Here is a 21,526-nt window from a genome sequence, read left to right as displayed (position 1 = left end):
TTCCGTCGCTGCATGATCGTTCGCGAATCCGTGCTTCCCCTCGCTCAGCTTCTGCAAACGCAACACAACCGTAAACCGCCGTATACGGAAGTGCACGTACGGTGGTGTGGGAGGTCGGGTTGGGCTTCGCCTAACCCTCCTACCCGATAGACACTGGTACTAAAAAATCAAAAACCTAAGATCCACATCGTTAGGTTTAACCTGATCTTCACTTCCCGAACTCATGGAACCAATAAGCCCCGTTTGCGTTGGCATTTATTGAAACACCCAGACGCTTAAACGCCGGTGATTCAATGTTCGCACGGTGCCCCACTCCCTTTGGTTCTTCCATCATCGCACACAGTGGAACATGAATTCCATGTTTCCAGGTTCGACTTGTTCCGCTTGCTGCTCCAATATTTTCCTGTGTCCAGCCTGCTTCACAGTTCTCGCCGTAACCGTATGTTGCATTCATGCAGTTTTGAATGAAATAGCCGTGACCAGAGTTGGCTGCCTGAGCCTTCTCTGCAATGCCATTGAGTTTAGGATCAAGCTGCAGGGGCGCGAGGCAAGTTCTTGCACGGAGAAAGTTAACTGCTTTCAGCGAATAGAGTCGCTGCTCTTCCAGGGAGGGGGGGTTTTCCCTTTTCCATGTTCCTTCGTCAAATCCATTTATGCGCTCATCCTTACAGAATGGTGCCAGAAACTTGGGATCACAGTCACCGGAAGGGCCTTCACCACCTAATGTTGGCACTACGCCATCTTCGGGTGGCAAAGTCGGCTCAATGACTACGTCAGCTTCATCATTGACTGGCTCCTTATTTAACTTACAAACCAGAACCTTGATTTTATTCTCGCCGACCGCGAGAGTATGGGTCTGAGTTTTCTTCTGCTCTTCGGAACAATAGGAGCTGCTTAACGACTTCTGCTGACCTTTGTAATAATCAATTGCGAATTGATAGGTACCGACGGGCAGCTTCTCCTCTATCGACTCCACACCTTTCTGAAAGGTCTTGGAACTCTTGTAGGACTCTCCTTGACCTACCTTACTGATCTCTAATTTTACGACATCATAGTCTTGATCTTTTAGATCAGCAATTTTGATGGAAGCTACTTCACTTTCACCGTTACCTTGGGAACTTGCGCCACTACATGCGCTCATAGCAAGATAAGCACCTAAAAGGCCGAATAAGAGTTTATGTTCATAACTTTCGACTTTTGTCATCAATTCTTCTCCATTGAATAGCACAACACAACGTTTCAAATTCCTGAGCCGTCTCTGAAACTAGTACGGGACCGTATCACGTCTATGGCATAGGGTGACGACTGAAGTTGACAATGAGTTGGAATAAATCGTTCCGAACCCATTGCAGACTATCGCTTAACAGCCATTACTTATAAAAGTAGTGTTTGACTAAAGCAATCAAAAAACTTGTTTAGTGTGCTATTTCAAAAGAGTAAAAATTCGTTGTCGATTCACGACACTGTCTCTGACATCGAACAAATCAGTCGAAGTGAAAGCGCGGTCATGAAAAGATGAAATTGTTTGTGTTTGAAGCGCTGCTGTATTTTGCTTTGCACTTACTGCGGTTCTTATAGATGGAATTTCCGATGGGCTTTTAGTGGCTCTGTCGCAAACATTTCCGAGGGTGAAGTGAGGTTTTGAAGGGATCATTCCCTGGACGCAGTTATCCTGCGAGGGCGTAAAACTGTTCGAGCCCAGCATGGGCCTTGTCCTTTGCCTCACGAGCAGGACCATAGGCCCATCAAGCAGCTATGCAGAGGCACGCTGGGCTTCAAGAGGTTTTCGAACTGCAAAGATTACAATGGGTGGCTTTGAAGCGATGATGATCATTCGAAAACGGCAGCTCGAAGCAGAGGGCAATACCTTTGCTGAAATCTTTTATTCCATGGCTGCATGATGGCTCGCGAATCCAGATATTTCCTCGCTCAGAGTTTGCAAACGCAACAAAGCCTGACGAAACGCATGACAAAATCAAAGTGTCAAAACCTGTACCGTCCCAACGTGTTTTGTCACTTTGCGTATATTTAATTCCGCATAGCCTATGGTTATCAAGGCTTTGCAGCCGTGCGAAGGTGCGTGGTAAAATCGCGCGCATAGTCCGCAAAACTCAGGGGATTTCTTTGCAGGATCTGTTCGACATGCGTCGTCACACCTGCCGCATGGCCCTCTCGCAGTGCTCCGAGAATAAGCATCAAGAAAGCTGCATAATCAGCGGGAAAACCGCCTTTTTGCAGACCTTCCTGAAACGCCTTGGGTTCCGCATCCACATAACGAATGCGCTGACCCAGGGCCTCAGAAAGAATTGCCGCTACCTCTGCATGCGTTAGAGCGTCAGGTCCTGTGATATCAAAGGCGCCGATGGTTTTGGTTGTGAGGAGCTTAGCGGCCACGGCACCAATATCCCGCACATCGATAAAACTGGTTTTGGCAGTGCCAGCTGGTACCGCCACCGTGTGTTCGGTTCGCAGCGCGTGACCCCAGTAGGTGTGAAAATTCTGCATGAACCAGTTGGGACGAATGATGGCCCAATCGAGTTCGCTTTGCTGGAGAGCGACTTCGGCTTTTTGGAGCGGACTGCCGAAAGCGTGGTTAGCTCCCATTGCTGTCATCAATACAATTTTTTGCACTTTCTGCGATTTGGCTTTTTCGACTACAGGAATGATGATCTGATCCTGATTCATATAACCGGCCGGCGCCAGGACGAAAACATGAGTGACCCCATCCCAAAGTTCGGTCGAGCCCGCGCCATGCAAAAGATCGTGCGTAAACCATCGGGTGGTGCCTTTGACCCCAGGAGCCAGCCTACGTACGGCATGAACGGGAATGTTTTGTGCTTCAAGGTCTTTCAAGACTTCCTGGCCGACCAAGCCGCTTGATCCGAATACGAGAGCTTTCATCTTTTGTCTCCTTTTGTTTGACACCTCTTATTCTTCGGAATTTCTAGCCTGAACAAAAATGATAGTTTATAATACGTGCATGAAAAATATTCATGCGATAAATCTGAATCTTCTTGTGGTCTTGGACGCTATCCTGCGGTCAGGTTCGGTCACGGCGGCCGCTTCGCAGCTCCATCTCTCGCAATCGGCCGTCAGCCATGCGCTGCGCAAACTGCGCACCTTATTTAAAGATCCGCTCTTTGTGCAGCAGGGCCATAAACTGGAACCGACGGCTTTGGCCCTCGAGCTTTATCCTCGTGTGCAAAGGTTTGTGGCGGATGCGCAGGAATTGGTGTTCGAGCCGCCGCGGTTTGATGCTACAACCACCGCGAAGGAATTTCATCTGGCGGCGCTCGATTATCTGGATGCCCTTTTACTGCCGAAGATCTATGCGACAATGAAGACGCAGAGTCCTTATTGCGATTTGCGTTTGCACCGGCCCTATATGAATGACACCATCCAGACCCTGGAAGAAAATCCAAGTTTCGCCGTGATCGGTGTCACGGCACGCGTGGTACCGGAAGTCCTGGAAAAAGTTTTGTGGACTGATCAGTTTGCGCTCGCGATCGCCGCGAATCATCCACTGGCGAAGAAGGCAAGTTTGAGCCTGACGGATTTTTTGAGTTTCAGCCATGCCCTGATTGGAACAGGGAGCAAGGATCGCTCTGTCGTCGATGAGATTTTGCATAGCCTTGGGAAGCAGCGAAGGACGGCTGTGGTGGTGCCAAGTTTCTGGTCGGTTCCCCTGCTGGTATCGCAGTCGGATCTAATTGTGGCCGCCCCACTTAGCTGCCTTAGGCTCCTTGCCAGCCAGCTGCCGCTGAAGCTTTATAAACCGCCACTCAAGCTGCCGAATTTCACTGTGAAACTTTACTGGCACCGACGCTATGATCGCGATCCGGCCCAGAAATATTTTCGCCAGCTGATCACGGACGTTTCAAAGCTTGTGTTGTAAACCTGTTGACATCCACATTGACCAATCATTGTCACCTGCGAACACCAAGACAGGTGTCACCGCCCACCCCAATTCCAATCCCTGCGCCACAGCGCATGGTCATACAGATGCCATGTGAACGTCAAGGACGGAGCCTCGAAAGCCAGCGGCGCCGGAGCTGGTCCTTTAACGAGAGGTGAGTTTCACTCGTGACTTCGGAGCCTGGAGCCCCGTTTTCGCAACTACGGGGATGGTCAGGATTCGTTAAAAAACCCACCATTGGTCTTAAAGTTCTTTTTCCGTAAATGTTTTACAGCTTGTTGCCTGAAACCATCCGGGTTTTAAGGTAATCAGGAATCGAGAACATATTGGAGGGCCAAAACAATAGTTTTCGACGAGCTTCATAAACCGCTCCCAGAGCCGCGCATAATTTTAGATTGGTGCCGAGGTTTTTTGATCAGGTGCGTGTAGCAAAGTTAGAAGCCATATTGGCTGTTTTTATGCGAAGCTGCGCAGTTCCTCACGGACACGTGTTCTAGGACAAATGTTGGGTTTTTTAACGAATCCTGACCACCCCCCATATCGACCAGCAGAGGCCAGTCCGAGCGCCCTTCGGAGCTTGATGAAAGGATACGATTAACCCGCAGTTAACTGGGGCCAACCATAGCGTGCGAAGGCTTGAAGAGTTGAGGTTCTGGATGTTCGCTGGAGAGCGAACACGCCTGCCTTTAATTAACTTGATAGGCGCATAACATTGGTTAGAATTCGCTGTTATCGCCTAAGATTCTACTCTGAGGCCCTGCTTTTTTCCACGCACTTGGCAGATGCGACAGAGCCGAAAAAGTGAAATTCATCGAAAGACTCTTAAGCGACGACGTCCCTTAACAAGAAACTTTTCCACCTTATATTTCATTAAAATCATGCTGAGCTCCTCTTTTTTCCCCCGGCGCCTCCCTTCGCTCTATCGGTAAAGTACGAGGATGAAATCACAGATAAAAGGAAATTGCTGACATTATCTGTCAGTGAACGGGCACGCAGTGAAAAACTCAAGGATCCGAGCCTGAATCTTTTACTTGAAAAAGTGTTCTGTCGTCGCGTAAATGGGACAATCAGTCTGTTCAAACGCTCCTTGTGTGAAAGTTTAAATTGGTGTTTCTTTGTTTCTAATGTTCAATCAACCGAGGTATTCAATGTACAAAAAGAGAATTCTGCCGGTGTTAGCTCTCCTTCCCCTTTTCTTTTCAATAAACTGTAGCCAGGAAAGCAATAGTTCTTCGCTCAAAGTTGATTCCGGAATCGCTGCTGATCAAACCAACCCCGCGGCACAATTCATTCCGGATCTTGGCGCGGAATCGAGAAAGGTCAGCGCGGTGACCCTATCCGGCACAGATATCGCCGTTGAATGGGTCGCTCCTTTTGTCGAGCAACAGTCCTTTATTATCGAAAGGCGGTCGCCGCCGTCGACTGAATGGGTCAATATAAAAAGTGCCGACTGGTATGCGCGACAATTCCGGGATACAGGTCTGGAGCCCAAGACTGTATATGAATACAGGGTATCGGTAGTCTCAGGTGGTGTGACAACGGTCCTTGACTTACCGGTGCCTGCAAGAACAGACGATCCTGACCGCAGGTCGGTCTTTTTTGTGTCTACTGAAGCCAATGCTTCGGATCAGGATAATCCTGGGACTGAAGGAAGTCCGTGGAGAACATTGCAGCATGCCCATCAACAATTGAAGCCTGGCCAAACACTTCTTGTGAAAGCAGGCGAATACACGAAACCCGCCTGTCCTGCAGGATCAACGACATGCAAACCCTGGACAGATTATTCGGTTCTTGCGATTACAACCTCCGGAACACCTGATGCCTGGATTACGTATCGGAACTTTCCTGGAGATCGCCCCAGCGTCAGAACCACGATCGGTGTGAATTGGAGTGGGATCCAGGTTCGCGGCGCGTCCTATATCGTTGTGGATGGTTTTGAACTTATCGGGCACAGCGGTTTGGTGGACGACAATAGGGCCAAGTCCAATGCTGAAAAGACCAATCCTACTGCTTATGCCACATCAAGTGGAATCAACGTAACGGGTGCTGGATCCATAGCGCATCATGTGATTATCCGCAACAATTATGCCCATGATCATCCACTTGCCGGTATTGCCACCGACACCGCCGACTATATCACCATTATAAACAATCGCGTTGCTAACAATGGTCGTTGGTCTTCCGAAGGTGGATCTGGCATATCGGTTCTGGTTCCACGTGATCTTGAAGGAGACACGGCGGTGGGAGGTTATAAAATATTTATCAGCAATAACGTCAGCAGGGACAACTGGAATGAAATTGAACGTCGCTGCTGGGGGCTTGGAGCGCCAACAGATGGCAACGGAATCATCCTGGATAAATTCAGGGACTATAAAGGCCGTGCACTTGTCACGAACAACCTTGTGTACAACAATGGCGGCCGCGGCATCCATATTTTTCACACCTCCAATGTAGACGTATTTTTTAATACCACTTTTCATAATTCACAAAATCCGCTCACTGCTGATGGTGAGATTACGGCGATAGAATCAAAAAATGTACGCGTGCGGGATAACATCATGGTTGCCCGTGCCGATCGGCCCCTCAATAGCACAGGCGGCTCCGAGGCCGTTGATTTCAGCTACAACATCATTTCCGGCGGTAGGAGCTTTTCGGCAACCGGCGAAAACAATAACACAAACCGTCGCGTAGCGAACGCAGGGGATATTTTTGTTGACGCCAGTGGTCAACGTAGCGAAGGCTTTGCTTTTAAAGCCGGCAGTCCTGCCATCAATAGTGCTTCAGGCACCGTTCCAGTACCGAAAATTGACCTGTACGGGCTAGCGCGTGGTGCAGGCACCCTGGCCGATGTCGGACCGTACTGGGCATTCCAATCCCATCAGGCGGGCTCGCGGCTGACTTACCGCGTCTCCTCAGAGGCAGCTCATGATTGTCTGCGCAATGACGGTCGTCGATTTTCCACATGAATGGGCTGCACCTGGGGCAAATTTTCCAAGAGCGCGTTCGCAGATTCTTAAGTACCATCGTCGCAGGCATCCACGATTTTATCACAGTTGGGGCATAGATCCTCAGGGCATAGCCGCTTGAAAATAGTGAAAGGCGGTATCCGCAGTTTTTCAATCGTGCACCACATCGGGAAAATTCGAAAGCTGGCATCACCATCGTTGGTTTCAGCCGCTTCCAAAGTAGTGGGCTCAAGCTCCGGTCTTCCTTCTTCGTCGGCCAGCGCCGAAAGGGAAACGAAAGAGCAGGAACGTGACCTTCGGTCCGTCTCTACCCGTCAAATTGAGCAGATTCGTCTAGGTAAAATCCTTCATGAGACATGCATAAAAATTGGGAGCCCTACGTTGTCCAGTTAAGAATAAATTGGCGAGGGCAGTATGAAAGCACTTCTCAAGAGTAGGCTCTGGATTCCAGGTTCTTTGATTCTGCTTGCTGCTGTTGGCATCTACCTTTTCATATTCAATAAAACAGCTGACTTAACAGGCTGGTTGCCCAAGAGCGGCCCCAAGATCTACAAAATCGATTATGTGAGTAAGGGACAAAGTGAAAGTCTGACCCAAGGCGTAAGCGGTTCAGAGATGTCGATCGAGTTGACAGCCTATTTGGAGCTAAGACTTCAATGCAACCAGCAAAGGCTCATCTGCGAAGTGAGTGGTCGTGTCTGGCCCGAAGCGTTGAAGTCCAGCCATGAGGCCTTCTTAAAAGAAGAGCTGTCACAGGCTATTTTTACTTTTGATCTGCATAGCCAAGGGCTCATCAAAAATATCCGCATGGATCGCCAATCCATCGGCCATCCCTCAGTGCTTGTCATCGACATCCTTCGCAACCTCAATCTAAACTTGCCGAACTCAGTCGTGAACATTGGAGAACTGTGGCCGGCGATGGTCGACATCCCTCCATACCCTATCGAAAGCCGCCTCAGTGTGACATCTTCTGACCGGAAGATGGCTACTCTTGTTCAGACTTTCCAAACTGGAAAGTATGAGAGTGTGTCAGGGAATGGAAAATTTCAGTTGGATCATAGAGAGAAGGATATAGCCGCAATCCATATAGAGCGCAGCTTATACTTTCAAAACGATTTTGGGATGAAGATTAGCAATCAGCTGACTTTTTCGGCCCTTAGGGTGCTTTCGGTGCCTCCACACCTCAGCCTGGTTGCTGCGGCTGGGCAACCACACCCTGAGCAGATGATCAAGGAAACGTTCACTCATGATGCCTTGGTCGCCATGGCAAAGCAGGAAAAAGAAAAGGAAATCCTGGGTCAATCCACCAAAAAGGAATTGTACGATCGGCTCTCGAAAGCGGGAAGCGATCGAAAGAAGAACATGCCTCTGTATCGCCAAATAAAAGCGCTTTTCAACCTACAGCCCGAGTCGGTCAAGGATTTCAAGTCATTCCTGGCCGATCATGACATCGGATCGGAACAGTTCAAGATCATCGCGACGGCTTTGACAGCGGTGGGAAATGATCCCTGCCAAAAGCTGATCCGTGAGACCATAGAATCATTGAGTGATGGAAAAAGGCGAAGGCGGCTTATACCCAATCTGGCTTTTTTGGATCATCCATCTGAACAAAGCGAAGAGCTTTTATGGCAATTGCCCAACATATCAGCTGACCAGGAGTTAATAAGCCTTGGCGAAAGAAGCCTTGGGACAATGGCGCACAATCTGCGATTGAGCGAGCCCGATCGGGCAAGAAAAATATATGAAAGATTCTCCAGTCAGTTAGCGGCAGCGGAAACCGTGGAGCAAAGAGTTCATAATCTCGCCGTAATTGGCAATATTGGTTTGAGTCAGAATTTGGCTACGGCCAACCAGTATATTTCGGCGCAAAATGATCTCGTAAGAGCTAAAGCCTACGATAGCTTGCGGCACGTCAACGAAGCCACCGCGAAAGATATCCTGCTCGATGGTCTCGTTAAAGAAGTCAAGCCCTTGGTCAAGGAGACCATAGCTGAGGCCCTTGTCTATGGAGAATTGGGCCCCGATCACGTCCTGAAGATTCAAGAGCAGCTGCGGACCGAAAAGAACATCAAAGCCATAAAAAGCCTGCTTCGATCCCTGGCCAATCAGAAATCTGCAAATGCCGAGGCCATCATCCTGCAATTCCAAAAACGCTGCGCGCACCCCGACCTATGCGGGTTCGTCGATAGCCTCGTGAGTGGCCTGAAATCGTAAAAGCGTCGATCCATCTCCCACCCAAATGGGCTGTTTTTAAGAGTCGAAAAAGAAAATCAGTGAACGTTCGAAGTGATTTTTCGGACGTTTTATCTCAGCAACCGTAAATCGAAAGGGTTAGCCATGCCTGGAATCATCAGCTCTCTGAAAAAAATGACCGCGTTCCTAACGCTCGCAACGCTCACAACACCCGTGATCGCGCGCGAGAAAGACAACTCCGTCCGGTTCCCGATAAAAGTGGACGCTCCCGCAGTCTTGATTCCTGGGTTGATAAGAGATCTGAATATCAAACGCTTCTCCAGGACGATCCTTCTCAACTCTGTCTTCTCGAAAGAGTCCGTCAGCTTTGACGATCTGGGCGATGAGTATATTGTTGTTAAGAATATTCCATTTGGGACGACGACCGATATCAAGTTGGATCTTCAACTTCTGTTTAGCACGGGACAGGGCACGGGCAAGAAAATGACCATCAGTACGACGGGGCTCAGTGGAATCGCTCCTGAATGTGCCGAAATAGGAGCGACTCTGCCGATCCCGGGCAAGGTGGATTGCTACGGAACGTTTGAGAATCGCCGCGTCTACATTGGTTCCGCCGGAAGCAGTGCCGATTCCTGCGTTACAACCAAACGCCCGATCTATCGAAATGAAGAGGTCTGCGAAGGTTCCCCAAAGATCTGCGAAACAAACTGGCGACCTTTCTGCGAAGACAGGTACAAGATTGAATGCGAAACCAGGGAGATTCTGGATCATTACGAATATGATACAGACTGCACAACGAAAACCTATACCGCCAACTTCCAGGTCAGTTCCTTCCAGGCGCTCAACAATAGCCAGATTAACTCTCGGTTAATCTTCGAGAGCCTTCATGCGCACGTTAGAAAAACCCATAATTCGAATACTGTGTCGAATGTATCGACGACCTCCATGCAGGGTGAAAAGCGGGATATCAACAGCGTTTTCCACTTTGGCCTTTATTGCGAAGATGGGCGAGCCATTGGTTCAACGTTCAATGAAGGCCAAAATTCTTATGGCTTCGCGTACGAGGACATTTACTCGGTATGTGGCGATCAAGCCGTTCATTTGAAATCGAATCGGGCGATCCATTTCAACGTCGGACAATTGGTTTTTACATTCGACAATTGACCAGCAAATTTAGGAGAGTTGAATCATGAACAAATATCAAAGCGGCCTGTTCCTCCTGGCCCTTCTGTTGTCCTCAGCCCATGCTTATGCCCAGGAACTCGTCAAGTGCAGCACGTCAGCTGGCGGAGCCAAAACCAACTGCGAAAACTCCGTTTTCGTCAGTCGTGCCGATCATAAGTCGGACTTTCGCATTCATTACGATCTCACGTGCAGAAAAGTCTTTTCAAACCATGTGCTGGTCTTTGCCAATAAAGCCGTCACCGACCTGACAGGCACGACCGTCCCTATTGAAGCGGGAAGCAATAGGGAAATAACCTTGCCTAACAGTCTCGAGGCATATTTTGGTTTTAAAGGCCAGGGCAAACCCCTTCTGTCTCAGGATTGCAGTCTGATCATTCGCGACATTCTGAAGTTGCCCTCAGAGGATCAAATAGCGCTGTGGAAGCTCGAGTCCAAGCGCTTGTCTGACCTCCTGGAGAGCAAAGCCAAACTTTACCAGTCGATCAAGGATTATGACAATCTCATCGAGAAGTATTCCATTCCAAAATTGGAAGTCATGGCTGCATCCTTGCAAACAATGGTCGGGAGCATGCTCGATTTTTCCCTTAACTCCTCGGATTCAGACACTGAAATTCTGCCAGCCAACTTTGGCATCAATGCTGCTCGATGGGAAACCGTCGATTTGGAAGCCGTTGGTTTGATCAGCAGGGCAGCTGGCACGGCCCAGTTTCTTGTCACCGCAGACAGGGTGAAGCATCGTTGGTACTTCTCGGCCTTTGAAGTTCTGCCTGCTGTTCGTGGTCTCGTCGTTGAAGTGGCGCGCGTCAAGGGCGCCGTGATTCTGAAAGAACAGGCCGCGGAGGCTGGATTTGAAATCCCAAACGTTGAGTCCGCCAAACAAGGCCTTGAGGCAAGCCTGTCCGAAGCGAAGGAATTCCTGGCTCGGCTTGAGGCTGTCAAAGAACAGCTCGGGGACGAGTTCAGGCGTTTGCAGGCACTTTCTCAACAGTATAGCGAACAAGGATGAATCCCATGAAATTCCTATGGATATTGATTGCACTTATCACGTGCCAGTCCGCATTTTCCCAGGAGATGACCAAAGAGGAACTGGACCTGAAACAGGCCGCTCTCACAAAACAACTGAATGTGGCAGAGAAAATCGGCGAGATCCACGGCAGCTATCGCATCGTGCGCGATATTTACTTTACCGGCCCTAAAAGTGTGAATGTCAGGGTGGAAAAACATTACGCGGATGTGAGCCGCTGGCTTGAGAATTGGATAGCCATTTTATCGAAAATGAATAACCAGAACTGGCTGAGCTATCTGGAAAGCCCGGAGCTCAAAACAGCTCTCAATCAACAAGCTCATCTCTTGAAAGAAATTGAGTTCGAATATGCAGGTATTGGCATTGCGGCCAATGAGGGACTGGACCGTATCAAGGGGCTCCCCAAGCTGGATCTCAAGGAGTTCGAAACTCAAGCCAGTGCCGGCAATGAAGCCGTTTTTCTGCATCGATATTCGGCCAACCTGATTTATGTCAATGAACAGATGGATTTCTTGAAGACGCGATTCTCCGCCTCTCTGGATGCTTTGCATCCGAGCAACGGAGGCAATGTCGTTGACCTTCTGAAGAACCTGCAGAGAGGCATCGCGGATAAGATCAAGCTGATTTCGACGATTCGAAAGCTGGAGTTTCCCGAACTTAAAGGTCGGATCGAAGCCGTCGAACGGATGCTGGCTACCGATAAAGCCGTCGAACCCGCTTTAACCCGGGCTGTCAACTATTACAAGGAAGGGGAGATGCACCTCTCCAATGCTGACTACCTGGGCGCAGAAAAAACTCTTGCTGCCTTCAAACGATCCCTGGATCGGGACTTCAGACGATTCGAGGATAGCGCTGTCTACGCTCAAGACCGAGTGAAGCAAGCGAAGGCTCTGGCGCAGGCAAACTATAACGCCCTTGAAGCCTCCCTCAAGAACGGTTTTGGGAGCTTTGGCGGCAGGGAACATGCTTTACGGTACTTTATCACCCAAAAGTCTTACAAGCAGCGTGGGGCGACACCCTTGAAGACTTGTCGAGAGCAAAATGGTCAGTTGGGCCAACACAGGCATTTTTATGACTGCAATCTGTTTAGAGCCAACGTCCTGCCTTTTTTAACCCGATTGAATGAAGTGGAAGAAGGCCTCCTTGAAGTGATCGCCAATCAGTTGAAAGCCGTGTACCAAGGACCGCTTTCTGAGAAAGGGACATGATATGAAATATTGGAAACTGATTTCCCTCGCATTCCCTATGATAGTCTCGTTTGGGCCGTCGGCCTCAGCATCTGAGCCCGTTCGCTTTCAAACCATAGGCGGTGAGCCGATCACGTTTAAGCCTTTTAAGATATCAGAGTTTTGCCAGACCTATATCAACGGCAACTGTGAAAAGTACTACTCCGATCCCTCGGCAAAGTTCCATCAAGCTGATGTTTTCGACGGGACTATTGCCGAGTACGTTGAGCATTTGAATGAAATGGAAATGCTCTATAATTTGAGTGGTTTCTCGCTCAGACCTCAAAGCGATGCGCAAGATGAAGAATCATTTGTATCGCACCAAGTCCCCACCCCACGCGATGAGATGAAGAAGCAGATCCTCGCCGCCTATCATCTGAGCGCCGAAGAGCTGGTGGCGAAGATATTGGGCCTGGACCCTAAAGCGGACTGTCCCAAACTGAATATTCCTACCGGTAGCATCCAGGATCCTAACTTCGCCTTTCCCCGGATCACGATACCGGGAATTATCGATATGCCAGCTGATGATATTGTGCGCCGACTCAATGAACAGCAGGAAATCCTCTGTACATTCGGCTTTTCGCTCTATGGACAGGTCGACCTGACCAAAAGGGAGAATTTCGAAGACTTTATCGGCAATATCATGAATTTCCGGAAGACCTTGCTCGAAAATCTCGACCTATCCGAATATTCCCATATCTTCAATATGGAGAACGTCCAGAAGGTGAACGCTGCGATCGACATTGCCAAAGACATTCAGGCTATGCTGGATGCGAAAGAATTCCCCAGCCCCGAGCAGCTGTTTGAGCTCAGGAACAATCTTAATACGATCCTTCCTGCTGATATGCAGATCCCCGACGTTCCCAATATCCCGGCTCCGGTGCCTCCGTCACGCCGTCCCCTTGAAGTCAAGAAGCGTAAAGACTGGAGCGGTTTCAATCACGGGAAAAGGGATCGATTCGCGACCTACGCCACCGCCTATCTGGAACTCGCTGGATCGGAAGAAGCGCAGCAAATGACAGCGCAAGGGGCGGCTGGGGTCTATATCCTCGATCGCGAGATCAACGCGATCGGAGGCTGGGCCCAGGCTTATGCCGGACCGGAAGAATTGTACCTGGGGTTCGAAGTCAAATATTTTGGACAGGATCTGATCAAGAAGGAACTGCGGGATGGCGTTAAGATCGTCGATGACGACCCGAGCGCCTGGAGTTATGAACTGGATGAGTCCTATGAAACTATTTTTATGGTCGGTCCGGTGCCTGTCTCCGTTGAATTAGGGGGACGGATCGACATTGGCGTTGGCTACGAATATGGCGTTTATACCACCCAAATCAAGGGCACCCTGACTCCCTATGTAAAAGCCGAGGGCTATGCATCGGCTGCAGCGGGCTTACCCAGAGTCGTGCAGGTCGGCGCTGAAGCCAGCCTTGTCATCATCGATGCCCGTCTCCCTCTTACCGGCTACGGGGCGGTGAATTTTGATGAGGTGGGTTATCCCTTCCTCAAGTTTGGCATCGAAAGCAGGGCCACATATGAGGCTATCAAGGGGCGCGCGTTCGCTTTCGCTAAATATCTTGTGCCCAGGTGGGGCATGCCGCCCTGGAAAACAAAAAAGAGTGAGTACGATATCTTTAAGTGGGATGGCGTGAATGGCGACCACCTGATTATGAACTGGGGTCTGGAGCTCGGCAGAAATGGGACCAAATTAAGCGGCGAACTGTTGGATCAAACAGACCGCGCAGAGACGGCTGCGTTGAATGAGATAATTGACCTGGAAAACAGGAAAATGGCGCTTGGAAACCTGGAGGTCGAAGTTCAACAGAAAGTCGAGAAAATCTTTGCGGGCATCCAGACAGATCTAGGCTCGGAAGATCAGATGAGAATGATCAACCAAGCTGACTTCCTGCCTCAATCGATGAAAAACGCTGAAGGTATGACGGCTGTTTATCAGCAAAACATCGACGGTCTGTTCGGAGCGATCTTTTAATCGACTGGGCTTCAGCAAAAATCTTATTTTATAAGGGTGAGGAAAAATGAAAGCCATTTTTCTACTGATACTGCTCTGTCTTGTATCCTGCGATCAAGCACGCCAGCCGTCGTCGGAACTCTCGATTGCCAATGGCGACCAGGCGCTTTTGACCCTTGGTGAAGAAGTTGGTGAACTGCCGTTTCTCATTGGATACCGGCTATCTGATGACCGGCATCATATGCCAGACAAAATTTGCACCGGCTTTCGATATGGGTACCAAACCATCATCACGGCCGCATCGTGCATGGAACAGATGCTCGGTCCGATCCAGACGAGCAAGCCTCGATTCCTCCAGATGATGTCGGGCAAGGGACACGCTTTTGAGACTGTGGAAGTCGACGTGCAGCAGCATGCCGGCTGGCGCTATCGCTGCAATAATTCTGAATTGCGTTGCCCCGATATAGGCATCATCTCGTTGCCCGATGCCTTTGCCGATCGTGACGTTTTTCGCGCGATGACCGACCCCGTCCGTATAGATCGTTCGCCTGGCATTCCGAGCGGCGTTGACCTGGCTGGCTATGGATGCGTTGACGACGACTTCAAGAATCCTGGCGGTTGCACCCAGGGAACGTCGTTCGATAAGTTTGCCTTTTCGATCGGTTTCGATTTCCATGAAAAGAACCAAACAACTCTTAAAAAAGCTGTACCCGATTACTTCAGGACGATTGAAGGGGAAAAAACTGTTGAGGTCGAACCTGAGACGAGCGCGGAACCTGAGGTTTTTCCTTACGGGATAACCAGCGGCGATACGGGTGGCTCCCTCTTCCGAAACATTGGGAAAGCTGACCGTATCAATGCAAAGGACAAGTTCAAACTGGATAACGGCGAAACCCACCAGTATGTCGTTGAAGGGATGGCTGTTTTCGTGGACCCCAGCTTCGTCCTGGACTCGGTTCCCTTCAAATATGCGAATGTGGTCCTTGATCTGGGGCATCCAGAGGTTTCTGATTGGCTTGGCGATGCCTTGCAGGACGATGGTTATAATCTTAAAAATAGTCCTGCGACTCCCCCGAAGAATCCACCGGCTTTTGGTGCGGCCTGTAGCCCCGAAAATCTAACCCTCTCCGAGGTACCTTATAAACAGCGCGATGATCTTAATGACCTCATAGGCCATGCCCTCCCTTACAACGCCGAGCGGGACATCCTCCTGGAGAGTCTCAACAAGATCAATCACGGCTGGTCTCAGCTGGTCTTGGCCTCTTGTATCAGCTATGTGGAAAGAAGCATCCTTGACATTGAAACAACTTCAAATCTGGATCAAGTGACCCGTGATGCCAAGCTCGCTCCTTTGGAATACGCGCGCTTACTCAACGTGATAATGATTGAACAGATCATTGCATGGCAGGAAGAAGTTGCCAATCGGGCTGATATCGAGAAGGAATTGGCCGCGGCCCAGAAGGAGATGAGTCTTTCGCTCGAGTTGGCCAAAGCGGGCGGTGAAGCGATCGTCGGCGCCGTGCCCGGTGTGGCCCTAGGCTACGACCTTTATTTGATCACAACCGGGAAGAATCTATACGGAGATTCCGTCAGTACTTTTGAACGAGGCATGACGGCCCTGACCATTGTGGTCCCAGGCTTTTTAAAGGCCGGCGGCAAGCTGGCAGCCAAATCAGCCAAGGCTTTGAGAATCGCAGCCGCCATCACGAAGAAGATTGAGAAATACCGAGAGCTTGCCGGTACAATCGGGGAGCAGGTCGTCATTGCAGCCAAGAGGGTTAAGGACACACCGGCTTTTCTCGGAAATGTCTATCAGTCAGCGGCACGTTTTGGGATTAAACGAGTCGAAGATTTACGCAGGTTTGCCAGCATTGGTCGGATGTACATCCCCTCGTGCAAGGTTTTAGACTCATTGGCTGCGACCGAACCGCTTCCACAGTGGCAGCGAATCTTTTTGAGTCCGTGGGATATCGTTGTCCCGGTTGCCTATGCCAGTGGGATGGATCCCACGCTACTCGAATGCTTGACGAGGTTGGACAAGATCTATGAAAAGGCGCTGGTCAGGTGGACGAAAGAGACCTTCGAGCATGTGCTCAAAGGAGATCAAGTCCTCGTGAACGGTGTCACGAAATTGACGTCTGGCCTGCATACCAAGCAGGCTATGAAAGAGTTGATGGAGCTCAACACCAAGGAGGGCGTCAACCGAAGGATCGTCACGGTGAACTCTTTTGATCTCACAAATGGATTCTCTAAGCTCAACGAGACCGGGAGTGCCCTCAAGGTGGCCGACGACACCGTAATTTTGCAAAAGGTTCATCCTAACGGTGTTATTCAATCTCAGTGTCCTCTGGGCTTATTCCAGAACTCTAAAAAAGGCCAAAATGCCTCCCAACCTATACCTGGAGCTCCCAAGCTTTGGGGGGTAAAAACCCTATGGCCAGAGTCATTTACGCCTGAAGATATCATTCGTGTTACCGAAGAAGTCATAGCAAAAGCGAAACAAAACGGTGAACAGCTCAAAGACGTGATATCAGGGACCCACGATGGAATTAAAGTAACCGTTAGATTTAACGCAGATGGTACCGTCAGAACTGCATATCCGGCGTGGGATCAATAAAGGAGTCTAGCATGAATGATTATCGTACCAGGCTCGAAAAAATGTGCCGAGATTTTCGATCGACAGGGTCGGGTTACATATATTTTGATGCCATTACAGAATTCCTGGATGTTTACCCCGAAGGCGTCGACTATCTCATTGAGCTTTTCAACGAAGAAGACCAGGAGTCTTTCAAAGAATCCTTGGCATCGCTGATCATCGAATATCGGCCTTTTGTGCCAGCCATCGAATACCTGCGCGATGTCCGTCTTTGGCCCACAGAAGACTTTGAAAATTATGAGGGTTATTTGCAGTGGGTCCGCGATAAAAATTAGGTCGGCCTTCGCGCCTAGTGAGGCTCCTGAGCGGTGGCATCATCCTGGGACTGATCCGCGATATCCTTGAACATGCCATCCACAAAATTTGTCAGCAGCCCCAACGCTTGTTTCGCGTCCTGAAGTTCAGCTTTGAGCCGCTCGATTTCAAGCTTTTGGGGCTCTTTGTCATCGAAGAACGCGCCCGGTTCCTTTTTGAGCCGCTCGATTTCCTTTTTCAGGCTTTTGATATCATCGTTTCGGCCGCGGAGCATAAGCCCCAGCCAATCAATCTCTTCCTTCAGGGTTTTGATTTCATCTTCCAGTTTGACATCAACAGGATTTCGCGGTTGGGAAGCCATGGCAACCAGGGACTCCAGCCATGAAACGAGGGACCCTCCAGCCAGTCGTGAGGCCATGCGAAGCGACGACAGGGCCAGCTCGGGATTATTGCTTTCGGCCTGCCGCAGGGTCTCAATAATTTTAAGGGTCGTCTTTTCCATGGCCTGGTCCGTATCCAAAGGATTATCGATGATTGTCGACGGTCGGCGGCACCGTATGGCCCTGAGCGAGCAGATTCTGCGCCTCGGGATGCTGCTGATAGAAATCTCGCGCGGCCTGGGCAATTCGAATTTTCACTTTGTCGTCCACCAGGGATACGTTCTTATCAGGCAGGTTGCTGACCAGCAATTCCAGAAGTTTCTGCTGCAGCGGCGGATGTTGGGGAACCCAGCTCTGCAGAATTTTTCGGTCCACACACGCGGGCAGGGATCCCAGGATTCCCGCATCATTTTCGTCGTGCACGAGGAGACCCGAGGTGGTGCCACGGTCCAAAGTCAGAACCTGCAGGAAGTAGAGGCTGTGGTAGTGCAACTGTTCCGTCCGGTCATGATCGGTAACTGGGGCATTGGCCTTGAGATGACGTTCCACAATCGCAGCATACGTCTCGATCATCTTGCGTCCGAAGTTACGTGCCAGCTTCCGATCCGCGTCGCGGTCCGGGCTCTGATGTTCCTCAAGATAAAAATGCGAGACCCCACGATGACGACCCAGCGCAGGAATAAAGAAATAACGCTCGCCTTGTTCCTTGCCCAGCTGGAAAAGATGTCCGCTGGCTTCCCGCAAAGCGTCTTCAAAAAGACGAGTATCAGCTTCATGCGGCAGGCTGGGATTAAGATCCGCCATGATTCGCCAGTAACCCTGGCCGATTTTCATTTCCGTCCAGCTGATATGCATATGCATGGACGGGGCTTGCGGGTGATAGGGGTGGACGATGGTCGAAAGTGCCGAAGCGGACGCCAGCTTTTTGCTTGGATCTTTTTCGTACTGCACCTGAGAAATATTGACCGAAGCCCGATTAAACACCGCGTCATCGTTGGCTACAAAACGAACGCCGCCGCCGAAACGCCCTCCCGCTCGCAGCCATTCCACCGGATGAAAGCGTGAAGCCGTGACCTTGGGTGGCAGGGCATCGAGCTTTTGCACCAGATAGGTCTGCAGTTCTTCAACCAGAGCATAAGCATCCTGAGCAGCTTTGGATTGGGCATAATCGCGCGTCATGGCTTTTACCTATTGGAGAGGGACAGAGAACGCCAAGTCTACAACAAGGCGCCCCGTCCATCACGATTTTTTTGCCCGCGGTCCGCGTCCGTTTGCTGTAGTCTGGGGTCGGTTAAACCGGAACGGGTATAACCATGCTGATGGCGACGGCCAGACTCTTACGTAGATTCCGATAACCGTGCGGTTGGTTCCCTGGGAACGCCAGCACATCACCTTTGCTCACCACATGACTTTGCCCGGCGACCTGCACGACCACTTCACCCTGAAGGACCGTCATATATTCCTTGGTGCCGCTCAGATGCGGCTGCCCGCCCATCGCGGATTCGGGTTCAAATTCCATGCGCTCGATGGCGATTCCACGAAACTTGTCCGGCAGCAGTTTGTGTATGCGCACAAGGCCACCGCTACGGATCTGCACGGGAACCTTTTCGGCTGGAATGAGTAAGGTCTGCGACCTTGGCCGTGTGAGCAGTTCCTCGACTCCCACACCAAGGGCCGCCGCAACCCGCATGAGGTTGACGAGCGAGGGATTGCCATCGCCTGACTCAATATGCGTCAATGTCGAACGCGGAATGCCGGCCACCTGGGCGAGCTGCTGCTGGCTCCAGTTTTTTTTAGTCCGCAGTTCGCTGATATTTCTCGATAGATACAAAGGAATTTTATCAAGCTCATCCATACTCCCACCTCCAGGCCCGATCATAACCTGGCTCCTGGCCAATATATTAGCTAAATCGTCGACATACTGCCCAAGGCAGACGATAAAGCGAGGGAAGGCGCCGTTCGCGCCATAGAAAAGGAAAAGTTTATGAACAAGACTATCGTCATTACAGGTGGAACATCAGGTTTGGGTCAGGCTCTGGCCATCCAGCATTATGAAGCCGGCGCGCGTGTTGCCATCCTGGCCCGCAATGCCGAACTCATCGAGGCCATGATACAGCGCTATCCCGGGATGATCGGCCTGCCGTTTGATATCAGCAAAAAAGAGGACATTTATCCCGCAGCCGGTGAAATTCACGCTCGACTCGGTGATGTGGATCGGCTGTTCAACGTTGCCAGTCAACTGGGTCCGACACCGCTGCGGTTGCTCATGGATACGGAATGCGAGGATTTTGAGGCGGTGCTGCAAACCAATCTTCTGGGGCCGTTTCGCTTCACCAAAGCCCTTTTACCGGCCATGCTTCTGCGGGAATCGGGAGTGGTTGTGAATATTTCCAGTGATGCGGCTGTCCAGGCTTACCCGCGTTGGGGAGCTTATGCCGTGTCCAAGGCGGCCCTCGATCATCTCACCCGAATTTTTCAGGCGGAACTGGAATCGCAAGGTTTGCGTTTTTATGCGATCGATCCGGGCGATATGCGAACCCCTATGCATTTTGCTGCGATCCCCGATGCTGACCCGGCCCAGCTCCGAGATCCGCATGATGTCGCGCGTCGCATCATGCAGCTCATCGACACGAACGAATTCCGTCAAGTGAGGACCTCCGTATGATACCCGCACAACTCCCGCAACGATTCCTCGGCAAAACCAAACTTATGATACTGGGGCTAGGCCATGGTCCGCAGCATCGCCTTGTCGAGGATTTACCCTCGATTCTTCAGCCTCGCGATCTGCTGATCGTCAATCGATCGGCCACGCTGCCTTCAAGCTTCCGGGGTCACGTGCAGCGAAGCGGCGAAGCTCTTGAAATACGTCTCGCATCTTTTCAAGGTCATCCTTCGGAAGGTTTGCAGGACTGGTTGGCCTTTTCATTTGGGTCCGGTGACTGGCGTATGCCGACAGAGGAACGCGGTCCGCCGCCCAGTCTGCAAAGTGGAGATACCATCATCTTTGGGGACGACCTGACCGCTACTGTTCAGGCGGTGGAGCAGGCGCGTCTTCTGCATGTGCGCTTTCAAAGTCTTCACCTGGAACAGAGTCTCTACCGGCACGGGCGGCCCATCCAGTATTCGTATCTGCAGCAACCGCTTGATCTTTGGGATCAGCAAACTCTTTTCGCGGGACCACCACTTTCCACGGAGGCACCGAGTGCGGCGTTCCCATTCAACTGGGATCTCGTCCTGCGCCTGAAAGCGCGTGGTATAAAATTTGCCCCCGTGCTGCACGCCGCCGGCCTTTCCAGTACGGGTTCCGCGGCCCTGGATCAGCTCCTGCCGTTGCCAGAATATTTTGAAGTACCGTGGGCAACGGTCAGACAAATTGAGACCACCCTGGCCGAAGGCGGCCGCATCATAGCCCTGGGCACCAGTGCCCTCCGAGCTTTGGAATCCGCATGGGTGGAGGGTGCTTTACGAGCCGGAAGCGGCATGACCCCCATGCGCCTCGGGCCTTCGGCTCGGCCGCACATCGCTCTGGGATTAATCACCGGGATGCATGAACTGGGGACGAGCCATCGGCAACTTTTGACGGCTTTTTTGCCCGAAGAAATTTTGTCCGATGGTTTCGCGGAAGCTGAACGCAACCTGTATCGAAGTCATGAGTATGGGGACCTATGCCTGGTTTTTTCCGAAGAGGCTGCACATTCCAGGTGAGGCCTTCCAAGGTGAGATACCAGACGCTGTCCGCAGTCTGATCTCACCCTGATT

At 50.8% G+C, this 21,526-nt stretch carries 16 protein-coding genes; 11 read left to right on the top strand and 5 right to left on the bottom strand.

Annotated elements, in window-relative coordinates; genetic code table 11:
- Positions 1–208: 208 nt before the first annotated feature.
- Positions 209–1,204 (bottom strand): CAP domain-containing protein, encoded by a 996-nt coding sequence (locus VE954_RS08785; protein ID WP_324951765.1) that lies wholly within the window; start codon positions 1,202–1,204, stop codon positions 209–211.
- A gap of 848 nt (positions 1,205–2,052) precedes the next feature.
- Complete coding sequence (locus tag VE954_RS08780) at positions 2,053–2,901, bottom strand: NAD(P)H-binding protein (protein ID WP_324951762.1); 849 nt, start codon at positions 2,899–2,901, stop codon at positions 2,053–2,055.
- A 79-nt stretch (positions 2,902–2,980) separates the two neighbouring features.
- On the opposite strand from VE954_RS08780, the gene VE954_RS08775 reads away from it, so the two are divergent.
- From VE954_RS08775 to VE954_RS08735, 9 genes are all read left to right on the top strand, one after another.
- Positions 2,981–3,895 (top strand): LysR family transcriptional regulator, encoded by a 915-nt coding sequence (locus VE954_RS08775; protein WP_324951760.1) that lies wholly within the window; start codon positions 2,981–2,983, stop codon positions 3,893–3,895.
- A gap of 1,169 nt (positions 3,896–5,064) precedes the next feature.
- Positions 5,065–6,882: a right-handed parallel beta-helix repeat-containing protein gene (locus VE954_RS08770; protein ID WP_324951759.1), complete on the top strand. Its 1,818-nt coding sequence runs from the start codon at positions 5,065–5,067 to the stop codon at positions 6,880–6,882.
- Positions 6,883–7,296: 414 nt separating this feature from the next.
- Positions 7,297–9,096: a HEAT repeat domain-containing protein gene (locus VE954_RS08765; protein WP_324951757.1), complete on the top strand. Its 1,800-nt coding sequence runs from the start codon at positions 7,297–7,299 to the stop codon at positions 9,094–9,096.
- Between the two features lie 123 nt (positions 9,097–9,219).
- Positions 9,220–10,239: a hypothetical protein gene (locus VE954_RS08760; protein ID WP_324951755.1), complete on the top strand. Its 1,020-nt coding sequence runs from the start codon at positions 9,220–9,222 to the stop codon at positions 10,237–10,239.
- Between the two features lie 25 nt (positions 10,240–10,264).
- Positions 10,265–11,266, top strand: a complete 1,002-nt coding sequence (locus tag VE954_RS08755) for a hypothetical protein (protein ID WP_324951753.1) — start codon at positions 10,265–10,267, stop codon at positions 11,264–11,266.
- Positions 11,267–11,271: 5 nt separating this feature from the next.
- Positions 11,272–12,492 (top strand): hypothetical protein, encoded by a 1,221-nt coding sequence (locus tag VE954_RS08750; RefSeq protein WP_324951751.1) that lies wholly within the window; start codon positions 11,272–11,274, stop codon positions 12,490–12,492.
- 1 nt (position 12,493) lies between these two features.
- Entirely contained in the window at positions 12,494–14,497 is a 2,004-nt protein-coding gene (locus VE954_RS08745; protein WP_324951749.1) for a hypothetical protein, read from the top strand.
- Between the two features lie 46 nt (positions 14,498–14,543).
- Positions 14,544–17,093: an EndoU domain-containing protein gene (locus VE954_RS08740; protein ID WP_324951747.1), complete on the top strand. Its 2,550-nt coding sequence runs from the start codon at positions 14,544–14,546 to the stop codon at positions 17,091–17,093.
- A gap of 11 nt (positions 17,094–17,104) precedes the next feature.
- A complete protein-coding gene (locus VE954_RS08735; RefSeq protein ID WP_324951745.1) occupies positions 17,105–17,407 on the top strand; it encodes a hypothetical protein in 303 nt (100 codons plus the stop codon).
- Between the two features lie 14 nt (positions 17,408–17,421).
- On the opposite strand, the gene VE954_RS08730 is transcribed toward VE954_RS08735, so the two are convergent.
- The 3 genes from VE954_RS08730 to VE954_RS08720 form a co-directional block, all read right to left on the bottom strand.
- On the bottom strand, positions 17,422–17,889 hold the full coding sequence (locus VE954_RS08730) for a hypothetical protein (protein WP_324951743.1): 468 nt from the start codon (positions 17,887–17,889) through the stop codon (positions 17,422–17,424).
- Positions 17,890–17,911: 22 nt separating this feature from the next.
- A complete protein-coding gene (locus VE954_RS08725) occupies positions 17,912–18,946 on the bottom strand; it encodes a coproporphyrinogen III oxidase (RefSeq protein WP_324951741.1) in 1,035 nt (344 codons plus the stop codon).
- A gap of 112 nt (positions 18,947–19,058) precedes the next feature.
- Positions 19,059–19,622 (bottom strand): helix-turn-helix domain-containing protein, encoded by a 564-nt coding sequence (locus tag VE954_RS08720; RefSeq protein WP_324951739.1) that lies wholly within the window; start codon positions 19,620–19,622, stop codon positions 19,059–19,061.
- Positions 19,623–19,751: 129 nt separating this feature from the next.
- On the opposite strand from VE954_RS08720, the gene VE954_RS08715 reads away from it, so the two are divergent.
- Positions 19,752–20,432, top strand: coding sequence for an SDR family oxidoreductase (locus VE954_RS08715; protein WP_324951737.1), 681 nt, complete (start codon positions 19,752–19,754; stop codon positions 20,430–20,432).
- The gene (locus VE954_RS08710) at positions 20,429–21,472 is read left to right on the top strand and encodes an S-adenosylmethionine:tRNA ribosyltransferase-isomerase (protein WP_324951735.1); all 1,044 of its coding nucleotides are present in this window, start codon (positions 20,429–20,431) and stop codon (positions 21,470–21,472) included. The genes VE954_RS08715 and VE954_RS08710 overlap by 4 nt, the downstream gene beginning before the upstream one ends.
- The last annotated feature ends 54 nt before the right edge of the window (positions 21,473–21,526 follow it).

This window comes from Oligoflexus sp. (assembly GCF_035638955.1).
Taxonomy (GTDB): Bacteria; Bdellovibrionota_B; Oligoflexia; order Oligoflexales; family Oligoflexaceae; genus Oligoflexus.
The sequence above is the reverse complement of the archived record's forward strand: the minus strand, read 5'-3'. Positions and strand labels throughout refer to the sequence as shown.